The sequence below is a fragment of the Psychroserpens citreus genome (genome assembly GCF_055686305.1).
Genome location: NZ_CM145999.1, coordinates 2,861,997 through 2,880,646, shown reverse-complemented (window position 1 = coordinate 2,880,646; position 18,650 = coordinate 2,861,997). Strand labels below are relative to the sequence as shown.

General features: G+C 33.2%; 18 protein-coding genes. 14 read left to right on the top strand and 4 right to left on the bottom strand.

Annotated features, from left to right (window positions below; genetic code table 11):
- Positions 1-46: 46 nt before the first annotated feature.
- The 7 genes from ACTU6T_RS12925 (at position 47) to ACTU6T_RS12895 (ending at position 6,808) form a co-directional block, all read left to right on the top strand.
- Positions 47-2,458, top strand: coding sequence for an alpha-ketoacid dehydrogenase subunit alpha/beta (locus ACTU6T_RS12925; RefSeq protein ID WP_460218610.1), 2,412 nt, complete (start codon positions 47-49; stop codon positions 2,456-2,458).
- A gap of 153 nt (positions 2,459-2,611) precedes the next feature.
- Positions 2,612-4,219: a class I SAM-dependent methyltransferase gene (locus tag ACTU6T_RS12920; protein WP_460218609.1), complete on the top strand. Its 1,608-nt coding sequence runs from the start codon at positions 2,612-2,614 to the stop codon at positions 4,217-4,219.
- A 16-nt stretch (positions 4,220-4,235) separates the two neighbouring features.
- Positions 4,236-4,613 (top strand): DoxX family protein, encoded by a 378-nt coding sequence (locus tag ACTU6T_RS12915; RefSeq protein WP_460218608.1) that lies wholly within the window; start codon positions 4,236-4,238, stop codon positions 4,611-4,613.
- A complete protein-coding gene (locus ACTU6T_RS12910) occupies positions 4,613-4,876 on the top strand; it encodes a DUF202 domain-containing protein (protein ID WP_460218607.1) in 264 nt (87 codons plus the stop codon). The genes ACTU6T_RS12915 and ACTU6T_RS12910 overlap by 1 nt, the downstream gene beginning before the upstream one ends.
- Entirely contained in the window at positions 4,873-5,352 is a 480-nt protein-coding gene (locus ACTU6T_RS12905; RefSeq protein WP_460218606.1) for a hypothetical protein, read from the top strand. The genes ACTU6T_RS12910 and ACTU6T_RS12905 overlap by 4 nt, the downstream gene beginning before the upstream one ends.
- A 25-nt stretch (positions 5,353-5,377) precedes the next feature.
- Entirely contained in the window at positions 5,378-6,238 is an 861-nt protein-coding gene (locus ACTU6T_RS12900; protein WP_460218605.1) for an alpha/beta hydrolase, read from the top strand.
- 105 nt (positions 6,239-6,343) lie between these two features.
- Positions 6,344-6,808, top strand: a complete 465-nt coding sequence (locus ACTU6T_RS12895; RefSeq protein WP_460218604.1) for a hypothetical protein — start codon at positions 6,344-6,346, stop codon at positions 6,806-6,808.
- A gap of 42 nt (positions 6,809-6,850) precedes the next feature.
- Here ACTU6T_RS12895 and holA read toward each other — a convergent pair whose 3' ends face one another.
- Positions 6,851-7,855 (bottom strand): DNA polymerase III subunit delta, encoded by a 1,005-nt coding sequence (gene holA, locus ACTU6T_RS12890; RefSeq protein ID WP_460218603.1) that lies wholly within the window; start codon positions 7,853-7,855, stop codon positions 6,851-6,853.
- A 105-nt stretch (positions 7,856-7,960) separates the two neighbouring features.
- Between holA and ACTU6T_RS12885 the strand changes: the two genes are divergently transcribed.
- The 3 genes from ACTU6T_RS12885 (at position 7,961) to ACTU6T_RS12875 (ending at position 10,341) form a co-directional block, all read left to right on the top strand.
- Complete coding sequence (locus ACTU6T_RS12885) at positions 7,961-8,404, top strand: type I restriction enzyme HsdR N-terminal domain-containing protein (protein WP_460218602.1); 444 nt, start codon at positions 7,961-7,963, stop codon at positions 8,402-8,404.
- The gene (locus ACTU6T_RS12880; protein WP_460218601.1) at positions 8,401-9,381 is read left to right on the top strand and encodes a glycosyltransferase family 2 protein; all 981 of its coding nucleotides are present in this window, start codon (positions 8,401-8,403) and stop codon (positions 9,379-9,381) included. Before ACTU6T_RS12885 ends, ACTU6T_RS12880 begins: the two co-directional genes overlap by 4 nt.
- A gap of 102 nt (positions 9,382-9,483) precedes the next feature.
- On the top strand, positions 9,484-10,341 hold the full coding sequence (locus ACTU6T_RS12875; RefSeq protein WP_460218600.1) for an OmpA/MotB family protein: 858 nt from the start codon (positions 9,484-9,486) through the stop codon (positions 10,339-10,341).
- 49 nt (positions 10,342-10,390) lie between these two features.
- Here ACTU6T_RS12875 and ACTU6T_RS12870 read toward each other — a convergent pair whose 3' ends face one another.
- A complete protein-coding gene (locus tag ACTU6T_RS12870) occupies positions 10,391-11,296 on the bottom strand; it encodes a hypothetical protein (protein ID WP_460218599.1) in 906 nt (301 codons plus the stop codon).
- Positions 11,297-11,374: 78 nt separating this feature from the next.
- Positions 11,375-11,995 carry an L-threonylcarbamoyladenylate synthase gene (locus ACTU6T_RS12865; RefSeq protein ID WP_460218598.1) on the bottom strand — a complete coding sequence of 207 codons (621 nt, stop codon included), beginning with the start codon at positions 11,993-11,995 and terminating at the stop codon, positions 11,375-11,377.
- On the opposite strand from ACTU6T_RS12865, the gene ACTU6T_RS12860 reads away from it, so the two are divergent.
- Genes ACTU6T_RS12860 through ACTU6T_RS12850 form a run of 3 tightly spaced genes read left to right on the top strand, consistent with a single transcriptional unit; the run spans position 11,930 to position 14,875 of the window.
- Positions 11,930-12,913, top strand: coding sequence for an alpha/beta hydrolase fold domain-containing protein (locus tag ACTU6T_RS12860; RefSeq protein WP_460220769.1), 984 nt, complete (start codon positions 11,930-11,932; stop codon positions 12,911-12,913). The two genes, ACTU6T_RS12865 and ACTU6T_RS12860, sit on opposite strands and share 66 nt — an antisense overlap.
- Before the next feature lie 34 nt (positions 12,914-12,947).
- Entirely contained in the window at positions 12,948-13,907 is a 960-nt protein-coding gene (locus tag ACTU6T_RS12855) for a pepsin/retropepsin-like aspartic protease family protein (RefSeq protein ID WP_460218597.1), read from the top strand.
- The gene (locus tag ACTU6T_RS12850; protein WP_460218596.1) at positions 13,904-14,875 is read left to right on the top strand and encodes an early set domain-containing protein; all 972 of its coding nucleotides are present in this window, start codon (positions 13,904-13,906) and stop codon (positions 14,873-14,875) included. Before ACTU6T_RS12855 ends, ACTU6T_RS12850 begins: the two co-directional genes overlap by 4 nt.
- Here the strand turns inward: ACTU6T_RS12850 and ACTU6T_RS12845 are convergent, their stop codons facing one another.
- Complete coding sequence (locus ACTU6T_RS12845) at positions 14,876-17,191, bottom strand: ATP-dependent helicase (RefSeq protein WP_460218595.1); 2,316 nt, start codon at positions 17,189-17,191, stop codon at positions 14,876-14,878.
- Between the two features lie 146 nt (positions 17,192-17,337).
- Between ACTU6T_RS12845 and ACTU6T_RS12840 the strand changes: the two genes are divergently transcribed.
- Positions 17,338-18,609, top strand: coding sequence for an amidohydrolase (locus ACTU6T_RS12840; RefSeq protein ID WP_460218594.1), 1,272 nt, complete (start codon positions 17,338-17,340; stop codon positions 18,607-18,609).
- The last annotated feature ends 41 nt before the right edge of the window (positions 18,610-18,650 follow it).

Sequence of the window (18,650 nt, the reverse complement as noted above, 5' to 3'; positions counted from 1 at the left end):
AAATGCGGTAAAAATTAGCTAATTTTGCAGCATATAATTCACAGCTATGCCAACAGAAACCAAGGTTACTAATAAGATGACTTTTACAGACTTCAAAAATGAAGTTCTTAATGATTACAAGACTGCTGTTACCAGTAGAGAGTGTAGTCTACTCGGTCGTAGAGAAGTACTCACTGGTAAGGCAAAATTTGGAATTTTTGGTGACGGCAAAGAAGTACCTCAACTCGCTTGGGCCAAAGTATTCAGAAATGGCGATTTTCGTTCAGGTTATTATCGTGATCAAACATTGATGATGGCTATTGATGAACTCAATATCCAACAATTTTTTGCGGGATTATATGCGCATACATCTTTAGAAGCTGATCCAATGAGTGCTGGACGTCAAATGGGAGGTCATTTTGGAACTCATAGTCTTGACGACAATGGAGACTGGAAAAACTTAACACAGCAACGTAACTCTAGTGCAGATATTTCTCCAACTGCTGGTCAAATGCCTAGATTATTAGGTTTGGCTCAAGCCTCAAAAATTTATCGTCATGTCAATGATATTGATACTACAAAATTTTCTATAGATGGAAATGAAATTGCCTGGGGAACAATAGGAAATGCTAGTACAAGTGAAGGCTTGTTTTTTGAAACTATTAATGCCGCCGGAGTATTACAAGTACCAATGGTAATTAGCATTTGGGATGATGAGTATGGTATTTCAGTACATGCAAAGCACCAAACAACAAAAGAAAATATTTCTGAAATTTTAAAAGGGTTTCAGAGAGATGAAAATAACAAAGGTTACGAAATTTTAAAAGTAAATGGTTGGGACTATTCGACATTGGTAGATACTTACCAAAGAGCCGAAAAAATTGCTCGTGAAGAACATGTACCAGTAATGATTCATGTCGTTGAATTAACACAACCGCAAGGACACTCTACTTCAGGATCACACGAACGTTATAAAAGTAAAGAGCGTTTAGCATGGGAAGCAGAATACGACTGTATTGCTCAAATGCGCCTATGGATGATTAGCAATAACATTGCAACTGAAGAGGAATTAGATCAATTAGACAGATCGATCAAGAAAACCGTAAGAGAAGGAAAAAAAGCAGCTTGGACTGCTTACTTAAAGCCTATTTTACAAGAGCAATATCAAGCGATAGACTTAATTTCTAAAGCCGCAGAAGTAAGCTCAAATAAAGCTTTTATCGATAAAATTTTAAACGATTTAAAAGAGATTGATGAACCTTGTAGAAAGGATGTTCTTTCTGCAAGTAGAAAAACCTTACGTTATATAGTAGGTGAAACATCAAATGAAAAAGTAGCCTTACAACAATGGATTACAAATTATATTTCTAAAGTTCAACCTGAATATAGTTCTCATTTATATAGCCAATCTAAACAGTCTGTTTTACATGCTTCAGAAGTAAAACCAACATATAATAACGATTCACAATTGGTAGATGCAAGACTTATCTTGAGAGATAATTTTGATTTCATATTTAACAATTATCCAGAAGCACTCATTTTTGGTGAAGATTCTGGAAACATTGGAGATGTAAATCAAGGTTTGGAAGGCTTACAAGAAAAATATGGTGAATTAAGAGTCGCCGATGCAGGAATTAGAGAGGCTACCATCTTAGGTCAAGGCATAGGAATGGCTATGAGAGGTTTACGACCAATAGCTGAAATTCAATACCTAGATTATATCCTGTATGCACTACAAATTATGAGTGATGATTTGGCAACGCTACAATACAGGACTAAAGGGAAGCAAAAAGCACCATTAATTGTAAGAACACGTGGTCATAGATTAGAAGGTATTTGGCATTCAGGCTCTCAATTAGGAGCTATAATTAATTTAGTAAGAGGTATTCGTGTTTTAGTTCCTAGAAATATGACTAAAGCAGCAGGTTTTTATAACACTTTATTAGAAACCGATGAACCTGCATTAATTATAGAATGTCTTAATGGCTACCGTTTAAAAGAAAAAATGCCAAGTAATATTGGCGAATTTAAGACTCCAATTGGTGTTGTCGAAACGATCAAAGAAGGAAGTGATATAACATTAGTATCTTATGGTTCTACATTAAGAATGGTCGAACAAGTTGCTAAAGAACTACTTGTTGTAGGTATTGATGCTGAAGTTATCGATGTACAGTCACTACTCCCGTTTGATATCAACCATGACATTGTAAAGAGTGTTGAAAAAACTAATCGTGTAATGGTTATTGATGAAGATGTTCCGGGAGGTGCTTCTGCATACATACTCAATGAAATACTAAATATTCAAAACGCATTTCAGTATTTAGATAGTCAACCAAAAACCTTAACGGCAAAAGCTCATCGTCCAGCATATGGTACTGATGGAGATTATTTCTCGAAGCCCTCGTCTGAAGATATTTTTGAGGCTGTTTATGACGTCATGAATGAAGTAAATCCTTCAGATTACCCGAAATTAAGGTAAATACATTCAATTTTGAATTGTCAAAAACTGCTATATTCTATATTGATTTACACTAAGTAACGATTAAAGCTCACTTCGCGTATCATATATTTATAATAGACCTTTTGCTATATATTAATAAGGTTTTTTATATTTATAGAAACTCAAACAAATATGCTTTCTAAAGACGACAAAGTCAAACTAAGAAGTACCATTTTTAGGCATCTTGATGGTATTGCAACAGCCACATCTGCATATGCTCTTCATAAAAAAGGAGTGTTAGATTATTTGCTACAACATAAAAATGTTAATGTAGATTCTCTTTCAGAAAAATTTAAAGCTAATAATGGCTATCTTAATGTTGCACTTCATGTAATGGCATCGCAAGGCTGGGTTACTCAAGAAATAGAAAATAAAACTAATACTATTAGTTACCTCACAAATGACAAAAGCGCAACTGCATTTGAATTGGTTCATTTATATGAAGAAGCCGTTAATTTGCTTAGCTATTCAGATCGTTTTGCTCAAGACAAAATGATAAGCTCAGATGCATTTATTGCCTTAGAACGTATTTTCAATAATTTCAAAATAAACTTTGGTATAGATGTTTCAGATGAAAACTCAATTGCACATCAAATTATAAAACATATAGAAGGCGTTATTGCTGCACCTATTATTGTTTTACTTGGAGTTAATGGTTTGTTTCATAAATATTTTATGGAAGCCTCCTTCACAGCAGAAGAATACCACAAAGATCCTGAAAGTTTTAAAAAAATACTTGATTTTTTTGCACATTTGGGGTGGTTTAAAAAAAAGAAAAACACATACCAATTCACAGACGAAGGTTTATTTTTTGCTAAACGCGCTAGTGCTTATGGTGTAACTGTATCATATTTACCAACCTTTATCCACTTGGATGAGTTAATTTTCGGGAATGCAAATATCTTAAAAACAACATCATCTGATGATACCGAAAAACATGTACATCGAGAAATGAATGTTTGGGGAAGTGGTGGCGCACATTCCACCTATTTCAAGGTAATTGACGAAGTCATTATTAAATTATTTAATAAACCAATAGACGAGCAGCCCAAAGGTATTTTAGATATGGGTTGTGGCAATGGCGCATTTATTCAGCATATATTTGATGTTATTGAATACCAAACGGCACGTGGAAAGCTATTAGATGAACATCCTCTATTATTGGTTGGTGCCGATTTTAATCAGGCCGCTTTAAAAGTCACTAGAGCCAATTTAATTAAAGCTGATATTTGGGCTAAAGTGATTTGGGGTGATATAGGACGACCAGAACTACTGGCTAAAGATTTAAAAGACGATTATAATATTGAATTGAGAGACTTGCTTAACGTAAGAACTTTTCTAGACCACAATCGTATTTGGGAAGCACCAAATAAGAGAACAAACAGGTTAAGTAGTTCTTCAGGTGCTTATGTTTCTCTGGGAAAAAGACTCAATAATAACGAGGTTGAAGATTCACTCCTAGAACACTTAAGTAAATGGAAACCCTATGTAGAACGCTTTGGATTACTAATGATTGAGTTACACACCGTTAATCCAAGTCTAGTTGCAAACCACATGGGAGAAACAGCAGTTACAGCATACGATGCAACTCATGGCTACAGCGATCAATATATTTTAGAGGTCGATGTTTTCAACGCTATAGCGAAAGAAGCAGGTTTACATCCCGACCCTAATTATTTTTCTAAATTTCCTAATAACGAATTGGCTACAGTAAGTGTCAATCTTTTAAAAGGACACTAACCAAATAGACTATCTGATGAAAAAAAAATTTATAGATTTAGCTTTACTTATTTTACGACTTGGATTTGGCGGACTCATGCTTACACATGGCATTCCTAAAATCAGCATGCTATCAGATGCTGCAAATTTCCCTGACCCACTTGGAATCGGAGCTATGGTGTCTCTTATTTTATGTATTATAGGTGAAGTTGTAGCTCCAATTCTTTTAATTATTGGATTTAAAACCAAATGGGCAGTCATTCCGGCTGCGATGACTATGTTAGTAGCTGCATTTATCGTTCATGCTCCAGATGATTTAGCTACAAAAGAAAAAGCCATACTATACTTAATAGCATATATTGTTATCTTTTTAGCTGGAGCTGGTAAACTTTCAGTAGATGGAATAAAAAAATAATGGATACAGAAAACACACTTATCACGAGAGACTGGTTAGCAATAGAACGCACTAAACTTGCTAACGAACGTACTTTTTTAGCTTATTTTAGAACCTTTTTGGTTATTCTAGGAACAGGAGTAACGATTTTAAAATTAGAGTTTTTCTCAGATTTAAAATCTTATGGAATTATCCTTATCATTTTATCTCTAATACTTCTTTTGATTGGAGTATTAAGACTATTTAGTGTAAAACGAACTATAAGAAAACATTATAACATTTGAAAGCCGTTTCTGTCGTTACAATTAGAAAAGAACTCAAGCATAAATCTAATGAAGAGTTAGCTGAGTTATGCTTACGTTTATCGCGTTTTAAAAAAGAGAATAAAGAATTGCTCACTTATTTGCTATTTGAAGCCGATAGTGAAGCTGGATATATTGAAACCGTTAAGGAAGAGATAGACGAACAATTTGAGGACATCAATACCAATAGCAATTTCTATATTAAAAAAAGTGTACGCAAAATTTTGAGACACACTAAAAAATATATCCGTTATTCCTTGAATAAAGAAACCGAAGTAGAGCTTCTCCTCTACTTTTGCAAAAAACTTAAATCCATGTCTCCATCTATTAAGCGCAATACAACACTTACAAACATTTATGAGCGTAATATGGATGCGATAGCAAAAAAACTAGTGAAGCTACATGAAGATTTACAGTACGATTTCAATGAGGAATTAGAACAATTAAGAGACTCGTAAAATTCAAACAATAATAGTTTAGGTTATGCAAGACACCGTTAAAGTAAGCAATGGCAGCCTACAATTTGATTGTAGAGTGGCTGGTAACAAAGATAATGAGCTCGTAATCTTCCTACATGGTTTCCCCGAAACCTCTTATATGTGGATTAACTTAATGGCGTCTATCTCAGAACTTGGATACTACTGTGTAGCTCCTAATTTAAGAGGTTACAGTCCAGGTGCATGTCCAAAAGGAAAACACAACTATAGCCTAGACAAACTTGTCTCAGATGTCATAGCGCTATCTAAGCATTTTGATGAATCAAAATTTCATTTGGTTGGTCATGATTGGGGAGCCGTAATTGGCTGGAAAATTGCACATGACTATAAAGAAAGTATCCTATCTTGGACAGCGATTTCTGTTCCGCACATACAAGCTTTTGGAGAAGCTATGATGACTAACGAAGAGCAGCATAAAATGAGTGCGTATGTAAGGCGCTTTCAAATCCCTTTTTTACCAGAGTTAAAGATTAGAAAAAATGACTTTAGATTGTTTAGAATTCTATGGAAACATAGCTCCCCAGAAGAAATTGCAGATTATTTAACGGTATTTAGAAATAAGAAGCAGTTAACGGCTGCCATTAACTACTATCGAAGTAATTATCCATTATTAAAAAGTACTAAACACCAACAAATACTTGGTGATATTCACGTACCTACATTATTTATTTGGGGTAATAAAGATGTCGCCATTGGTTCACATTCTGTTAGTAACTGTCATAAATACATGAAGCATGAGTATCGGTTTCTGGAACTAGATTCTGGACATTGGCTTATACAAACGAGTTATGACCAATTAAAAGAAGTTATAACTAAACACCTAACTACATACAAGCTAGAGTCATAGCATAATTAACTGCATCTTAAAATTTACGCTACGTATAGACATAGTAAGAAAATACTTCAATTTTATTTTATTGTAACTTACTATCCGTTAACCAACTATACAAATATGAAACGAATAGTATTAATTGCTAGTCTACTGTTTTTTACCAATATGTATTGTCAGGAGAAACCAGACAAATATGAACCATTTGTTAGAGTATATAATTTAGATTATAAAAAAACACATAAGGGTCGTGTAGTCTCTATTTCAGACACTTTGCTTCAATTAAGACGTAATAAGAAGATTACAAATATTCCTGTTAGTAGTATTGGAAAAATAAAAACTAAACGTTCTAACGGTCATAATATACTTACTGGTGCAGCAGTAGGTTCTGGTCTAGCTATTGTTTTTGCATCAAGCTCAGGTGAAGAATCATTTTATGAAGGTTACTCTGGCTTAGGAACACTATTATTTGGTGGCACTGGCGCAGCCGTAGGTGGAATTACAACTATTTTCAAAAACTCTATAACCTATCATATTGATGGTAAAAATGAGAACCTCAAAGTTTTTAAAGAAATAAGAAATAATTGACAAGCAATACACAAACTAGACTTAGACTTTTCATATATAGACTTAATTAAATATCTTCACTAACAACTCTTTCAATAAATCGCCTTGAGGCACAGCATTAGAATTCACACCTTTTCCTTTAACGTCAAATTCACGAAGCGTGGCTACTACTTGACTCACTTTTCGCATTGGAAAATTACGAGCCGCTGCCATATATTCATTAACAAAATAAGGATTTATCTTTAGTGCAGATGCCACATTTCTAGGATTTTTATCATGCAACCCATGAAAATGTAGTAACTGAGAAAAGAAACTAAATAACAATGACACCGTTACAACCATTGGATTGTCCTTTGGATTATCAGCAAAATAATTAATGATTTTAAATGCTTTTACAGTATCGCGTTCACCTATAGCTTTTCGCAACTCAAAATTATTATAGTCTTTACTAATACCTATATTCTCTTCAATATGTTCTGCCGAAATTTGAGTGCCTTCGGGTAACACAATTTTTAGCTTATCTAACTCATTATTAATTTTACTCAAGTCGGTTCCTAAAAACTCAACAAGCATTTGAGCTGCTTTTGGTGAAATCGTATATTTTTGGCCAGATAATACTCGACGAATCCAATCAGACACTTGATTTTCATATAGTTTCTTACTTTCAAATACGACACCAGTTTTCTTAATCGCCTTATATAAAGCCTTCCGCTTATCTATTTTTTTATACTTGTAATTCACCACTAAGACGGTTGTAGGCTGCGGGTTTTCAGCATAAGCCGATAATTTCTCAATCGTACGTGATAAGTCCTGGGCTTCTTTTACGATAACCACTTGTCTTTCAGACATCATAGGATAGCGTTTGGCATTTCCAACGACATCATCAATTGCTACATCACGACCATATAACACCATTTGATTAAAACCTTTTTCTTCTTCAGCAAGTACATGAGATTCAATATAGTTAGAAATAGCATCAATATAATATGGCTCTTCACCCATTAAAAAATAAATAGGCTTTATATTTCCATTTTTTATATCTGCGACTAATTGTTTTACCTCGTCCAAATTGAGTTTATTTCAAGTTTTAATATGCCAAATTCTAAAAAATAGATTTCCGATTTGGTATTTGAGTTTTGAAGGTTACCTTTGGAAAAATTCTAGATTGCAGTTATGCAAGAATTAAATTTTCCGAAGTATAAATTCCGTTTCAAAAATAACGAAAATAAAGTTTCTATTTTTGATGAAATTCGCAAAAAATTCATTGTCTTACAACCTGAAGAATGGGTACGTCAACATTGTATTCAATATTTAATTCAAGTAAAAAAATACCCAAAATCATTAATTAATGTTGAGAAAGAACTAAAGGTTAATGGATTAAGCAAACGTTATGATATTGTCATTTTTAATCCAGATGGCACTATACATCTTATTGTTGAATGTAAATCTCACAAAATTAAAATTAACCAAACAACCTTCGATCAAATAGCGCGTTACAATTTAGCTTTAAATGCAAGCTACTTAATGGTCACTAACGGAATTAATCACTATTATTGCGTGATGGATTTCGAGAAGGAACGTTATGATTTTTTGAAAGACATCCCTAGTTACAAATGAAATTAGCAATTGTCATATTAAATTGGAATGGAAAGAAATTATTAGAACAATTTCTTCCTTCTGTAGTCGAACATTCTAAAGATGCCGACATTTATGTTGCCGATAACGCGTCAACGGATAATTCAATCACTTTTTTAAGAGAACAATTTCCTCAAATCCAAATCATTCAAAATGATACTAATTGCGGATATGCAAAAGGCTATAATGATGCACTTAAATCTGTTGAAGCCGACATATACTGTTTATTAAATAGTGATGTTGAAGTTACAAAAGAATGGCTCACCCCTATTATTACAGAATTTAGTACCAATGACAAAACAAGTATTGTTCAACCTAAAATACTAGATTTCAAAAACAAGTCTAATTTTGAATACGCAGGAGCTGCAGGCGGTTATATTGACAAATATGCCTACCCTTTTTGTAGAGGTCGAATATTTGATACTATCGAGAAAGACAAAGGTCAATACGATGATAATACACCAATTTTTTGGGCATCTGGTGCCTGTTTCTTTATACGGAAATCAACATTTGAAAATCTCAATGGTTTTGATGATTCCTACTTTGCTCATTTCGAAGAGATTGATTTATGCTGGAGAGCTTATAATGCTGGCTATCTAACAAAATATATTGGAGGCTCAAAAGTGTATCATGTTGGTGGCGCTACTCTAAATGCAATTAACCCCAAAAAAACCTATTTAAATTTCAGAAATAGTTTATTCACCCTCACCAAAAATGCACATGGCTTTGTCTTCGGAATAATTTTTATTAGGTTAATTCTCGATGGTATTGCCGGATTAAAATTTTTATTAAGTTTCAAACCATCTCATACAATCGCAATTATAAAAGCGCATTTCTGTTTTTATGCACATTTGCCAAAACTTCTTAAGCAACGACACCATTTACCTCAAAAGAAAAACTACTATAAAATGAGATCAATTGTCTGGTCCTACTATATTCGAAAACGTTCTCGCTACTAATTGTTCATAAAAGTGTTAAAAAATTAGTTAAAGACTATCATAAGGACTATTCTTTTGTATAATTTTGGTACGTTAAATAACAACTAATTATTAAACTTTATTATGAAAAAATTAATGCTATTAAGTGTTGCTGGGATGTTGATTTTAACTTCATGTGTGTCTAAGAAAGAATTTATGGCACTAGAAGAAAAACAAAAAGAAACGCAAGATTTATTAAATACTGCTACTGTAAAATTGAACAGCTGCTTATCAGATAAAGCTGCTGCTCTAGCCAGAGTTGATGCTATGAAAGATCAACTAGATGATTTACGTAAAGCAAATCAAGATTTAATAGACACTAAAGGAAACTTAACGACTTTAACCCAAAAAGGTGCAGAAAATCTTGAAAAATCATTAGAAAGTCTAAAAGAAAAAGATCTGAAAATTTCGCGCCTTCAAGATGCTTTAACAAAAAAAGACAGTGTTACTTTAGCTATTGTAACGAGTTTAAAGAAAGCTGTTGGTATCGATGATCCAGACATTGAAGTTAATGTTGAAAAAGGAGTTGTATTTATTTCAATTGCAGACAAATTATTATTCAAAAGCGGAAGTTATAATGTTACTAGTCAAGCAAAAGATGTACTAGCTAAAGTTGCTAAAGTAATTCAAAGTAAGCCTGATTTTGAAGCTATGATTGAAGGTCATACAGATAGTCGTTCTTATAGCAAAGGAGATTTAGTAGACAATTGGGATTTGAGTGTTAAACGTTCTACATCTATTATTCGTGTATTACAAGAACTTGGTGTAAACCCTGGACAATTAATAGCTGCAGGCCGTAGTAGTTATGTGCCTTTGGCTGATAATGATACCGCTGAAAATAGAGCAAAAAACAGACGTACACGCGTTGTTGTGCTTCCTAAAATTGATCAATTCTATGAAATGATCGAAGAAGAAATGAAAAATTTATCTGCTGAAAATTAATTCGGTAGAAACATAAAATCAAAAGCTCAATCTTTAGATTGAGCTTTTTTTATGCTAATAAATGAGCATAAACATCATATAAAAATATAGAAGAGAAAATAGTGATTAACAACAGAGGGACTTCATAAAGATACTTAGTACTTGAAGATTCATTCATATAATCTGGCCTCTTCTTGAACAAAAAAATATAAATAGAAGATAATAGTTTTTGAAAAATTAAAAACAAAAAGGAACTTGTTAAAACACTAAAAAATGTAAACGAGTCTGCAATCAAATTTTGTTTTATAGCATAATAACCAATACTCATAATAAGAATAGAAAACACTAGCATTTTGAGATAGTGCCTAGCTTTGAATAAATAATCATGCTCAAAATAAACCCAGCCAAAAGGTGCTAATGTTAAAAACACATAATAGGTGTTATGCAATTTAGAATCAATGTAATGAATAGATACTAAAAATAATAGTATAAAAATTGAAGCAATTATATAAAACCGCTTTTCAAATGATTTATGATTTACAAATGGATTGTAATCATCTGGTAAAGGTTCTGGCACCTTTATAGATTGAGTATGTGTAACCATATCAATACTAAATAAGGGTTCTGAAAAGAATTTCATCGCTTTAAATTTAAAGCGTTTGGGCTTAAAATCAATACTATAAAAATCACCTTTAGTAGTAACAACATTTACACTATCTAAGACTTTATCATCTTCAGGTAGTAGCACCATAATACGGTCACCCAATTCGTCTTCAGAAAAAAGAACATTATCTTTCACATTCGTATAACCCTTGATATAAGGCGAATAGTCAATATACTGAGGATATTTTAAATAGTTTACAAGAAAAAAGAACTGAAGATTAGTTAGCCTATTATCAACTTCTACAATATGTTTTCCTCTTCCATTTTTATGAAGCAAAAATGCGTAATCCTTTTCAAGTTCTTTACAATACAAACCCAACCATTGATTTAAAGCTTTTTTTAAATCAACATAGCTACAACGTTCTATATAAATTATTGAATTTTTAATACCCTAAAAAATCTCTAAACTCCCTTTCCCTTCCCTTACAATAAATGGTTCATCTTCAGACAAGTCAATAACTGTAGACGCCTCATTTCCTCCATAACCAGCATCTATAACCAAATCGACAAGGTTGTCCCATTTTTCAAGAATTAACTCTGGATCGGTTGTATACTCCACAACATAATCGTCATCTCTGATAGATGTCGATATAATAGGATTGCCCAACTGATTTACAATTTCAAGCGCAATAGCATTATCTGGTACACGAATACCAACTGTTTTTTTCTTTTTAAAAGGATGAGGCAAACTCTTTGAACCAGGAAGGATAAAAGTGTATGGACCAGGAAGTGCACGCTTTAATATTTTAAACGTTGTTGTATCAATTTGCTTCACATAATCGCTCAGGTTACTTAAATCCTCACATATAAATGAAAAATTAGATTTTTCAAGTTTCACACCTTTTATTCTTGCAATCTTCTCTAACGCCTTTATATTAGTAATATCACAGCCTAAACCATAAACTGTATCTGTAGGATAAATAATTAATCCACCTCGCTTCAATACATCAACAACCTTTTTAATTTCCTTAGGATTAGGGTTTTCCTCATAAATTTTAATCAGTTCAGCCATAATATTGTATATTACATTTGCGTTTACAAAGTAATTAAATATTTCATCATGAAAGCTATAAAGACTACTTTACTACTGCTTTTTATTTCCTTCGGAATATATTCTTGTTCTGAAGATGACACAAATTCTAACGATCCACAAAATGAATCACCTTTAGAATTCCGCCAAGAGCTAAATGTGGCTTACGGAACTGATAGCGAACAAATATTTGATATTTATTTACCTGCCAATAGAACCATAACAACAAAGGTTATGATTTTAGTTCATGGTGGTGGATGGACATCTGGTGACAAAAATGATATGAATCCAATAAAAGATTTAATCCGTCAAGATTTACCCGATGTAGCTATCGTAAATATTAATTATAGATTAGCCGATGAGAACAACCAGCCTTATCCTATGCAAATTAATGACATTACGGCTATTATTGACTTTTTAAAAGCCAATCAAAATGAATATGTCATATCGAGTGATATTGCATTTCTTGGCACAAGTGCTGGAGCGCATTTGTCGATGCTTTGGAGTTATGCATTTGACTCCGATAATGACGTAGAAATGGTTGCAAGTATTGTAGGCCCAACAAATTTTACAGATCCAGCTTATTTAGAAAGTAATAATCCATTGTTAGATGAACTTATTGAAACTTTTGGCATTGATACCTCTATTGAATTTTTAGAAGAAGTTAGCCCGTACCATCAGGTAACATCAACTGCGCCTCCCACTATTCTATTTTATGGTGGACAAGATCCTCTTGTTCCTACAAGTCAAGGTGAAGATATGGAAGAGAAACTTTCAGATTTAGGTGTTGTTAATCAATTCACTTTATATCCAAACGCTGGTCATGGCTGGGTTGGATTAGAGCTTTTAGATACCTGGACAAAACTCAAGGCTTTTACCGAAACCCACCTAGAAAATTAGTGTAACATTTTTAATGTTTTAACGTCTTTATAGTATGCGGAACCTCTACCTCCTCATATTGCTTTTTACATTATCGCTACCATCTTTTGCCAACAAAGGAGCAAAAGCCACTATGTCTTTTCCTAAAGCTGAAATTCTAAATAATTACACAACCAGAATTCCATTTAAACTTATAGACAACCTCATCGTTATTGAGGCAGAATTATTAAATAAAAAAGGAAACTTTATTGTTGATACAGGTTCAGAAACTTTAATCTTAAACAAAGTACATTTTGAAACTGGAATTTCGAATGCCAGTAATAGAAAAACCTCAGGAGTGATTGATGTTATTGACAATCCTATAGAAAAAAGATTAAAGCAATTTATCATTAAAGGTTTAGTTCTTGAAGATAAAAACTCAGATGTCATTGATTTATCACATATTGAAGTCAGCAAAAAAATTCATCTACTAGGTATCATAGGCTATAATATCCTGAAAGATTATGAAGTCTTTATTGATATGTATTTGAATCAGATTACATTATCCAAAATAGATTCTAAAGGTGTTAAACTTGATAAAAGAGGTTATTTAGAAACAATTATAGATACTGTCAATTTCAAATTGAAAAAACACACGATAGTATTAGAAGCCAATATTAATGATCGCAAACTCAAATTCGCATTAGATTCAGGAGCCGAATACAATCAACTCAACAAAAGAACAAGTAAAAAAATCCTGAAATACTTCTATCCATCTAAAAGACTAATGCTTGTTGGTGCTAGTGGAAAGAAAATAGAAGTTTTGGCAGGGAAATTGTATCGAGTTAAATTAACCGATCAAATTTATTTTGCTCCTATGGAAACTATACTCACAAATCTCAATCAGATGAATGAAGCTTTTGGAACATCTGTAGATGGAGTTTTAGGATATGAGTTTTTCAGACAACAACGTACCATCATAAATTACAAAAAAGAAAAGCTTTTCTTTGTAGAGTTCCCTATCATAAAACAGTGAATCACTTTTACAAACATATTATCATCATTATAATTGCACTTGCAACTAGCATATCTTTTGCACAAAAGAAAGACAAAGGCTATCGCTTTGAAGGCAATGATGTAGTATTCACATTTCATAAAGAAGATTATGAGAAATATACAGATCACAACACAGATGAACGCATAAAGTTTGAAGACTTAACCATTGAAAATGTCGTAGTTGCTGGCGAATTTAATAATTGGTCGCTGTACAATTGGGCTATGACAAAGATTAGTGATACGACATATGAGCTTAGAAAAAATATTAACGACTTTAAAGACGAATTTACATGGGAATTTAAATTTGTTGTTAACAATCAATATTGGGCAGAACCTTCTCAAGAGGATTCAAATATTAAATTAGCGCAAAAAAAAGGAAGCCTTTTAAATGTGTATAACTTAAAAATGGACACCAATGCTGCTATTCCGAATAAAAAAGGGAATGTACGTTTTAGGTTAAAAGGCTACGAAGACGCAAATAATGTCATCGTCACTGGATCTTTCAATAGATGGGATCCTGATGAATTTCAGATGTATCGTATAGACAATGGCTGGGAAATCAAACTTAATATTAAGCCTGGAGAGTATGAATATCGTTTTATTGTAGATGGTCATTGGATGGAAGATCCTTCAAACCCATCTAAGGTTATTAACGAATTTGATGACTATAATTCCTATCTTAATGTAGGTAAATATGTAACCTTTTTACTCAAAGGACACAAAAGAGCTAGTCGTGTTATTTTAGCAGGATCATTTAATGATTGGAATGAAAACGAAATCCAAATGAAAAAAGGAGATAATGAATATTGGACCTATCGCATGCCATTACCTGCAGGTAAACATTACTATAAGTTTATTATTGATGGAAAATGGATTTTAGATCCAGAAAATCCTGTTAGAGAGTACGATGGCAAGGGTAATGTCAACTCTGTTTTTATGGTGAAATAATTAACCTAAAATATCTAATTTCGCAAAACGTAATAGTAGTTTTTTTACACCTCCAACTTCAAAATTAATTTCAGCTTTAGTATCAGGACCTTTACCTTCTATCTTAACAACCTCACCTTTTCCAAAACGCGTATGCTCAACAACATTTCCAACAGTGAGTTTACCATCAAATAAATTAGTATTATCAGAAGGAGAACTTTTTGATACTCGCTTTAAATTTTTTGGCGCAACAAATTTTGGAGGTTTCGTTTCAGATTTTCGTTTTATTGGCTTTTTAAATCTAATACGGTTAGGCTCAACATCACCAAATATATCTGCACTTAACATTGGGTTTTGTCTAGGCTCATTAATAGGTGTCATCACATCTAAATATTGATCATCTATTTCTTCTATAAAGCGACTAGGTTCAGCATCAATAAGCTTTCCCCAACGGTATCGTGATAATGTATATGTTAAATACGCTTGCTTCTCTGCTCTAGTTAATGCCACATAAAATAATCGGCGTTCCTCCTCTAACTCACTTCGCGTATTCATACTCATTGCACTCGGAAACAAGTCCTCTTCCATACCTACAATATAGACATAAGGAAATTCTAAACCTTTAGCTAAATGTATGGTCATTAAAGCAACACGCTCATCATCACCTTTATCATTATCTAAATCGGTAGCTAAAGCCACATCTTCTAAAAACTCTGCAATACTACCAGTCGCATCAGCAATCTCCACTTGCCCCTCAACAAAATCTTTAATACCATTTAACAATTCTTCAATATTCTCGAGTCGTGCAATATCTTCTGGTGTCCCTTCATTATTGAATGCTCTAATAATTCCAGTTGTCTTAGTAATATGTTCTGCCAATTCAAAAGCATTAGCAGTTTGATTCATGACTTGAAAACTCTCAATCATTGTCACAAAATCTTTAAGTTTTGTACGTGTTCCAGCATTCACATTGACTTCTGTTTTATCAATATGCTTCATCACTTCAAATATGGAACGATTATAACCATTAGCAGCAACCACGAGCTTGTCTACAGTAGTTTGCCCTATACTTCGCTTCGGAAAATTGATAATTCGTTTTAGCGCTTCTTCATCAGCTGGATTAATCACCAATCGTAAATACGAGAGCACGTCCTTAATTTCTTTACGTTGATAAAAAGATAAGCCTCCATAAATCCTATAGGGTATATCACGTTTTCTTAAGGCATCTTCAATTGAACGTGATTGCGCATTGGTTCTGTACAACACAGCAAAATCATTGTCCTTAAGCTGATGCTGCATTTTATTTTCAAAAATAGAACTGGCAACAAAACGACCTTCATCTCCATCGGTCATCAAACGATTCACTTTTATTTTCGGACCTTCATCATTGGCCGTCCAAACCACTTTATCTAGTTTCGTTTGGTTTTTATCAATTATAGAGTTTGCAGCATGAACAATATTCTTGGTTGAACGATAATTTTGCTCTAACCTAAATACCTTAACATCGTCATAATCGCGTTGAAAATTTAGAATATTATTAATATTTGCACCACGAAACGCATAAATACTCTGTGCATCATCACCTACAACACAAATATTTTGAAAGCGATCTGACAAAGCTCTTACTATCAAATACTGAGAATGATTAGTATCTTGATACTCGTCAACTAATATATATCTAAAGCGATCTTGGTATTTAGCTAATACATCAGGAAATCGGGTTAATAGTTCATTAGTCTTTAACAATAAATCATCAAAATCCATGGCTCCAGCCTTAAAGCAACGATCCACATAGTTTTTATAAATCTCTCCTAAACGTGGTCTTCTAGCTGCTGTATCAGCCTCAACAAGTTCTGGGTTCTGAAAATAAGCTTTAACAGTTATCAAGCTGTTTTTATATGAGGAAATTCTAGATCTAACTTGCTTATACTTATATACATCTTTATCTAATCCCATCTCTTTTATTATAGATGAAATTAAACGATCAGAATCCTGAGTATCATAAATGGTAAAATTACTCGGAAAACCTAAACGGTCAGCTTCAAAACGAAGGATCTTTGCAAAAACAGAGTGAAAAGTTCCCATCCACAAATTCTTTGCTTCACTTGACCCAACAATATCAGCTATTCGACCTTTCATCTCACGAGCCGCTTTATTCGTAAAAGTTAATGCCAATATATTAAACGGATCAACACCTTGACTCATCAAATACGCAATACGATATGTTAGTACTCGCGTCTTACCAGAACCCGCACCAGCAATAACAATCATTGGACCATCTTTTTGCAATGTAGGTGCTAGTTGCTCATCGTTTAACTGACTTAAATACTTCTCCAAAAGTGTTAGATTTTATGAACTGTGAAATTAACCAAATGCCTAGTTTTTACTAAACGATTTTATAAATAATTATAAACAATTTTTAATTCAATTTTACTTAACATTTTTTTGAATATCTTTAGGCTCAAACTTAAATATATAATTCAATGCGCTACTTGTTTTTATTGTGTTTTTTCTTCGGAAATGTAACCGCGTTTTCGCAAAATGATCTAGAAAAAGATATCATAGATATCGAATCTAAAGTCATCGAATGGCGTCATGATTTTCATCAAAACCCAGAACTCTCTAATAGAGAATACAAAACTGCTGAAAAGATTGCTGCACATTTGAAGTCCTTAGGCTTAGAAGTCAAGACTGGAGTTGCTATCACAGGTGTGGTAGGTTTATTGAAAGGTGATTTACCTGGAAAGGTAGTAGCTTTAAGGGCTGATATTGATGCTTTGCCCGTAACAGAACGCAATGACCTACCTTTTAAAAGCCAAGTAGAAACTGAATTTTTAGGCACAAAAACAGGTGTTATGCATGCTTGTGGACATGATACCCATACAGCAATTTTAATGGGAGTAGCAGAAGTATTGTCCAAACATAAAGACAAGATTAAAGGCACAATAAAATTCATTTTTCAACCTGCAGAAGAAGGCCCTCCTCCTGGTGAAGAAGGCGGAGCAAAACTCATGATAAAAGAAGGAGTTTTAGAAAACCCAAAAGTAGATGCTATATTTGGATTACACATACGTTCTAACTACGAAGTTGGCACTATTCATTACAAAAAAGGTGGCATCATGGCATCTGTAGAGCGTTTTGTTATTAATGTCAAAGGAAAACAAACCCATGGAGGTCGACCATGGCAAGGTGTCGATCCCATATTAATTTCAGCAAAGATTATTGACGGACTGCAAACCATTATTAGCCGCGAATCTAAATTAGTAGATGAAGCTGCGGTAATTACAGTAGGCAAAATAACAGCTGGTACTCGTTTTAATATCATTCCTGAAAGTGCCGAATTAATTGGAACTGTAAGAACTCTAGATCCAGATATGAAAGCCTTGATCGAAAAACGAATGACCGAAATGTCTACTGATATTGCTAAAGCTTACGGCGGAGAAGCTACCATTACTTTTCAAAATAACACAACAATTACTTACAATGATTTTGACCTAGTCGATCAAATGCTTCCAACAATGAAGCGTATCGCTGGTGATAAAAATGTACGCTTAAGAAAAGCTACAACTGGAGGTGAGGATTTTTCCTATTTCCAAGAAATCATTCCTGGGTTTTATTTCTTTTTAGGAGGTATGACACCAGGAAATACTGAAGCTTTCCCACATCATACTCCTGATTTTAAAATTGATGATGATGGACTATTACTCGGTGTAAAGACCATGACTCATTTAGCCTTAGATTATTTAAATAACTAATCATACTTATTTCAATTATAATTACTTTTATAGCTCATTAG

Bases quoted from the DNA above. Each gene is read 5' to 3' on its own strand.
- ACTU6T_RS12925 (WP_460218610.1), top strand. From the start codon at position 47: ATGCCAACAGAAACCAAGGTTACTAATAAGATGACTTTTACAGACTTC.
- ACTU6T_RS12920 (WP_460218609.1), top strand. From the start codon at position 2,612: ATGCTTTCTAAAGACGACAAAGTCAAACTAAGAAGTACCATTTTTAGG.
- ACTU6T_RS12915 (WP_460218608.1), top strand. From the start codon at position 4,236: ATGAAAAAAAAATTTATAGATTTAGCTTTACTTATTTTACGACTTGGA.
- ACTU6T_RS12910 (WP_460218607.1), top strand. From the start codon at position 4,613: ATGGATACAGAAAACACACTTATCACGAGAGACTGGTTAGCAATAGAA.
- ACTU6T_RS12900 (WP_460218605.1), top strand. From the start codon at position 5,378: ATGCAAGACACCGTTAAAGTAAGCAATGGCAGCCTACAATTTGATTGT.
- ACTU6T_RS12895 (WP_460218604.1), top strand. From the start codon at position 6,344: ATGAAACGAATAGTATTAATTGCTAGTCTACTGTTTTTTACCAATATG.
- ACTU6T_RS12885 (WP_460218602.1), top strand. From the start codon at position 7,961: ATGCAAGAATTAAATTTTCCGAAGTATAAATTCCGTTTCAAAAATAAC.
- ACTU6T_RS12880 (WP_460218601.1), top strand. From the start codon at position 8,401: ATGAAATTAGCAATTGTCATATTAAATTGGAATGGAAAGAAATTATTA.
- ACTU6T_RS12875 (WP_460218600.1), top strand. From the start codon at position 9,484: ATGAAAAAATTAATGCTATTAAGTGTTGCTGGGATGTTGATTTTAACT.
- ACTU6T_RS12865 (WP_460218598.1), bottom strand. From the start codon at position 11,995: ATGGCTGAACTGATTAAAATTTATGAGGAAAACCCTAATCCTAAGGAA.
- ACTU6T_RS12855 (WP_460218597.1), top strand. From the start codon at position 12,948: ATGCGGAACCTCTACCTCCTCATATTGCTTTTTACATTATCGCTACCA.
- ACTU6T_RS12840 (WP_460218594.1), top strand. From the start codon at position 17,338: ATGCGCTACTTGTTTTTATTGTGTTTTTTCTTCGGAAATGTAACCGCG.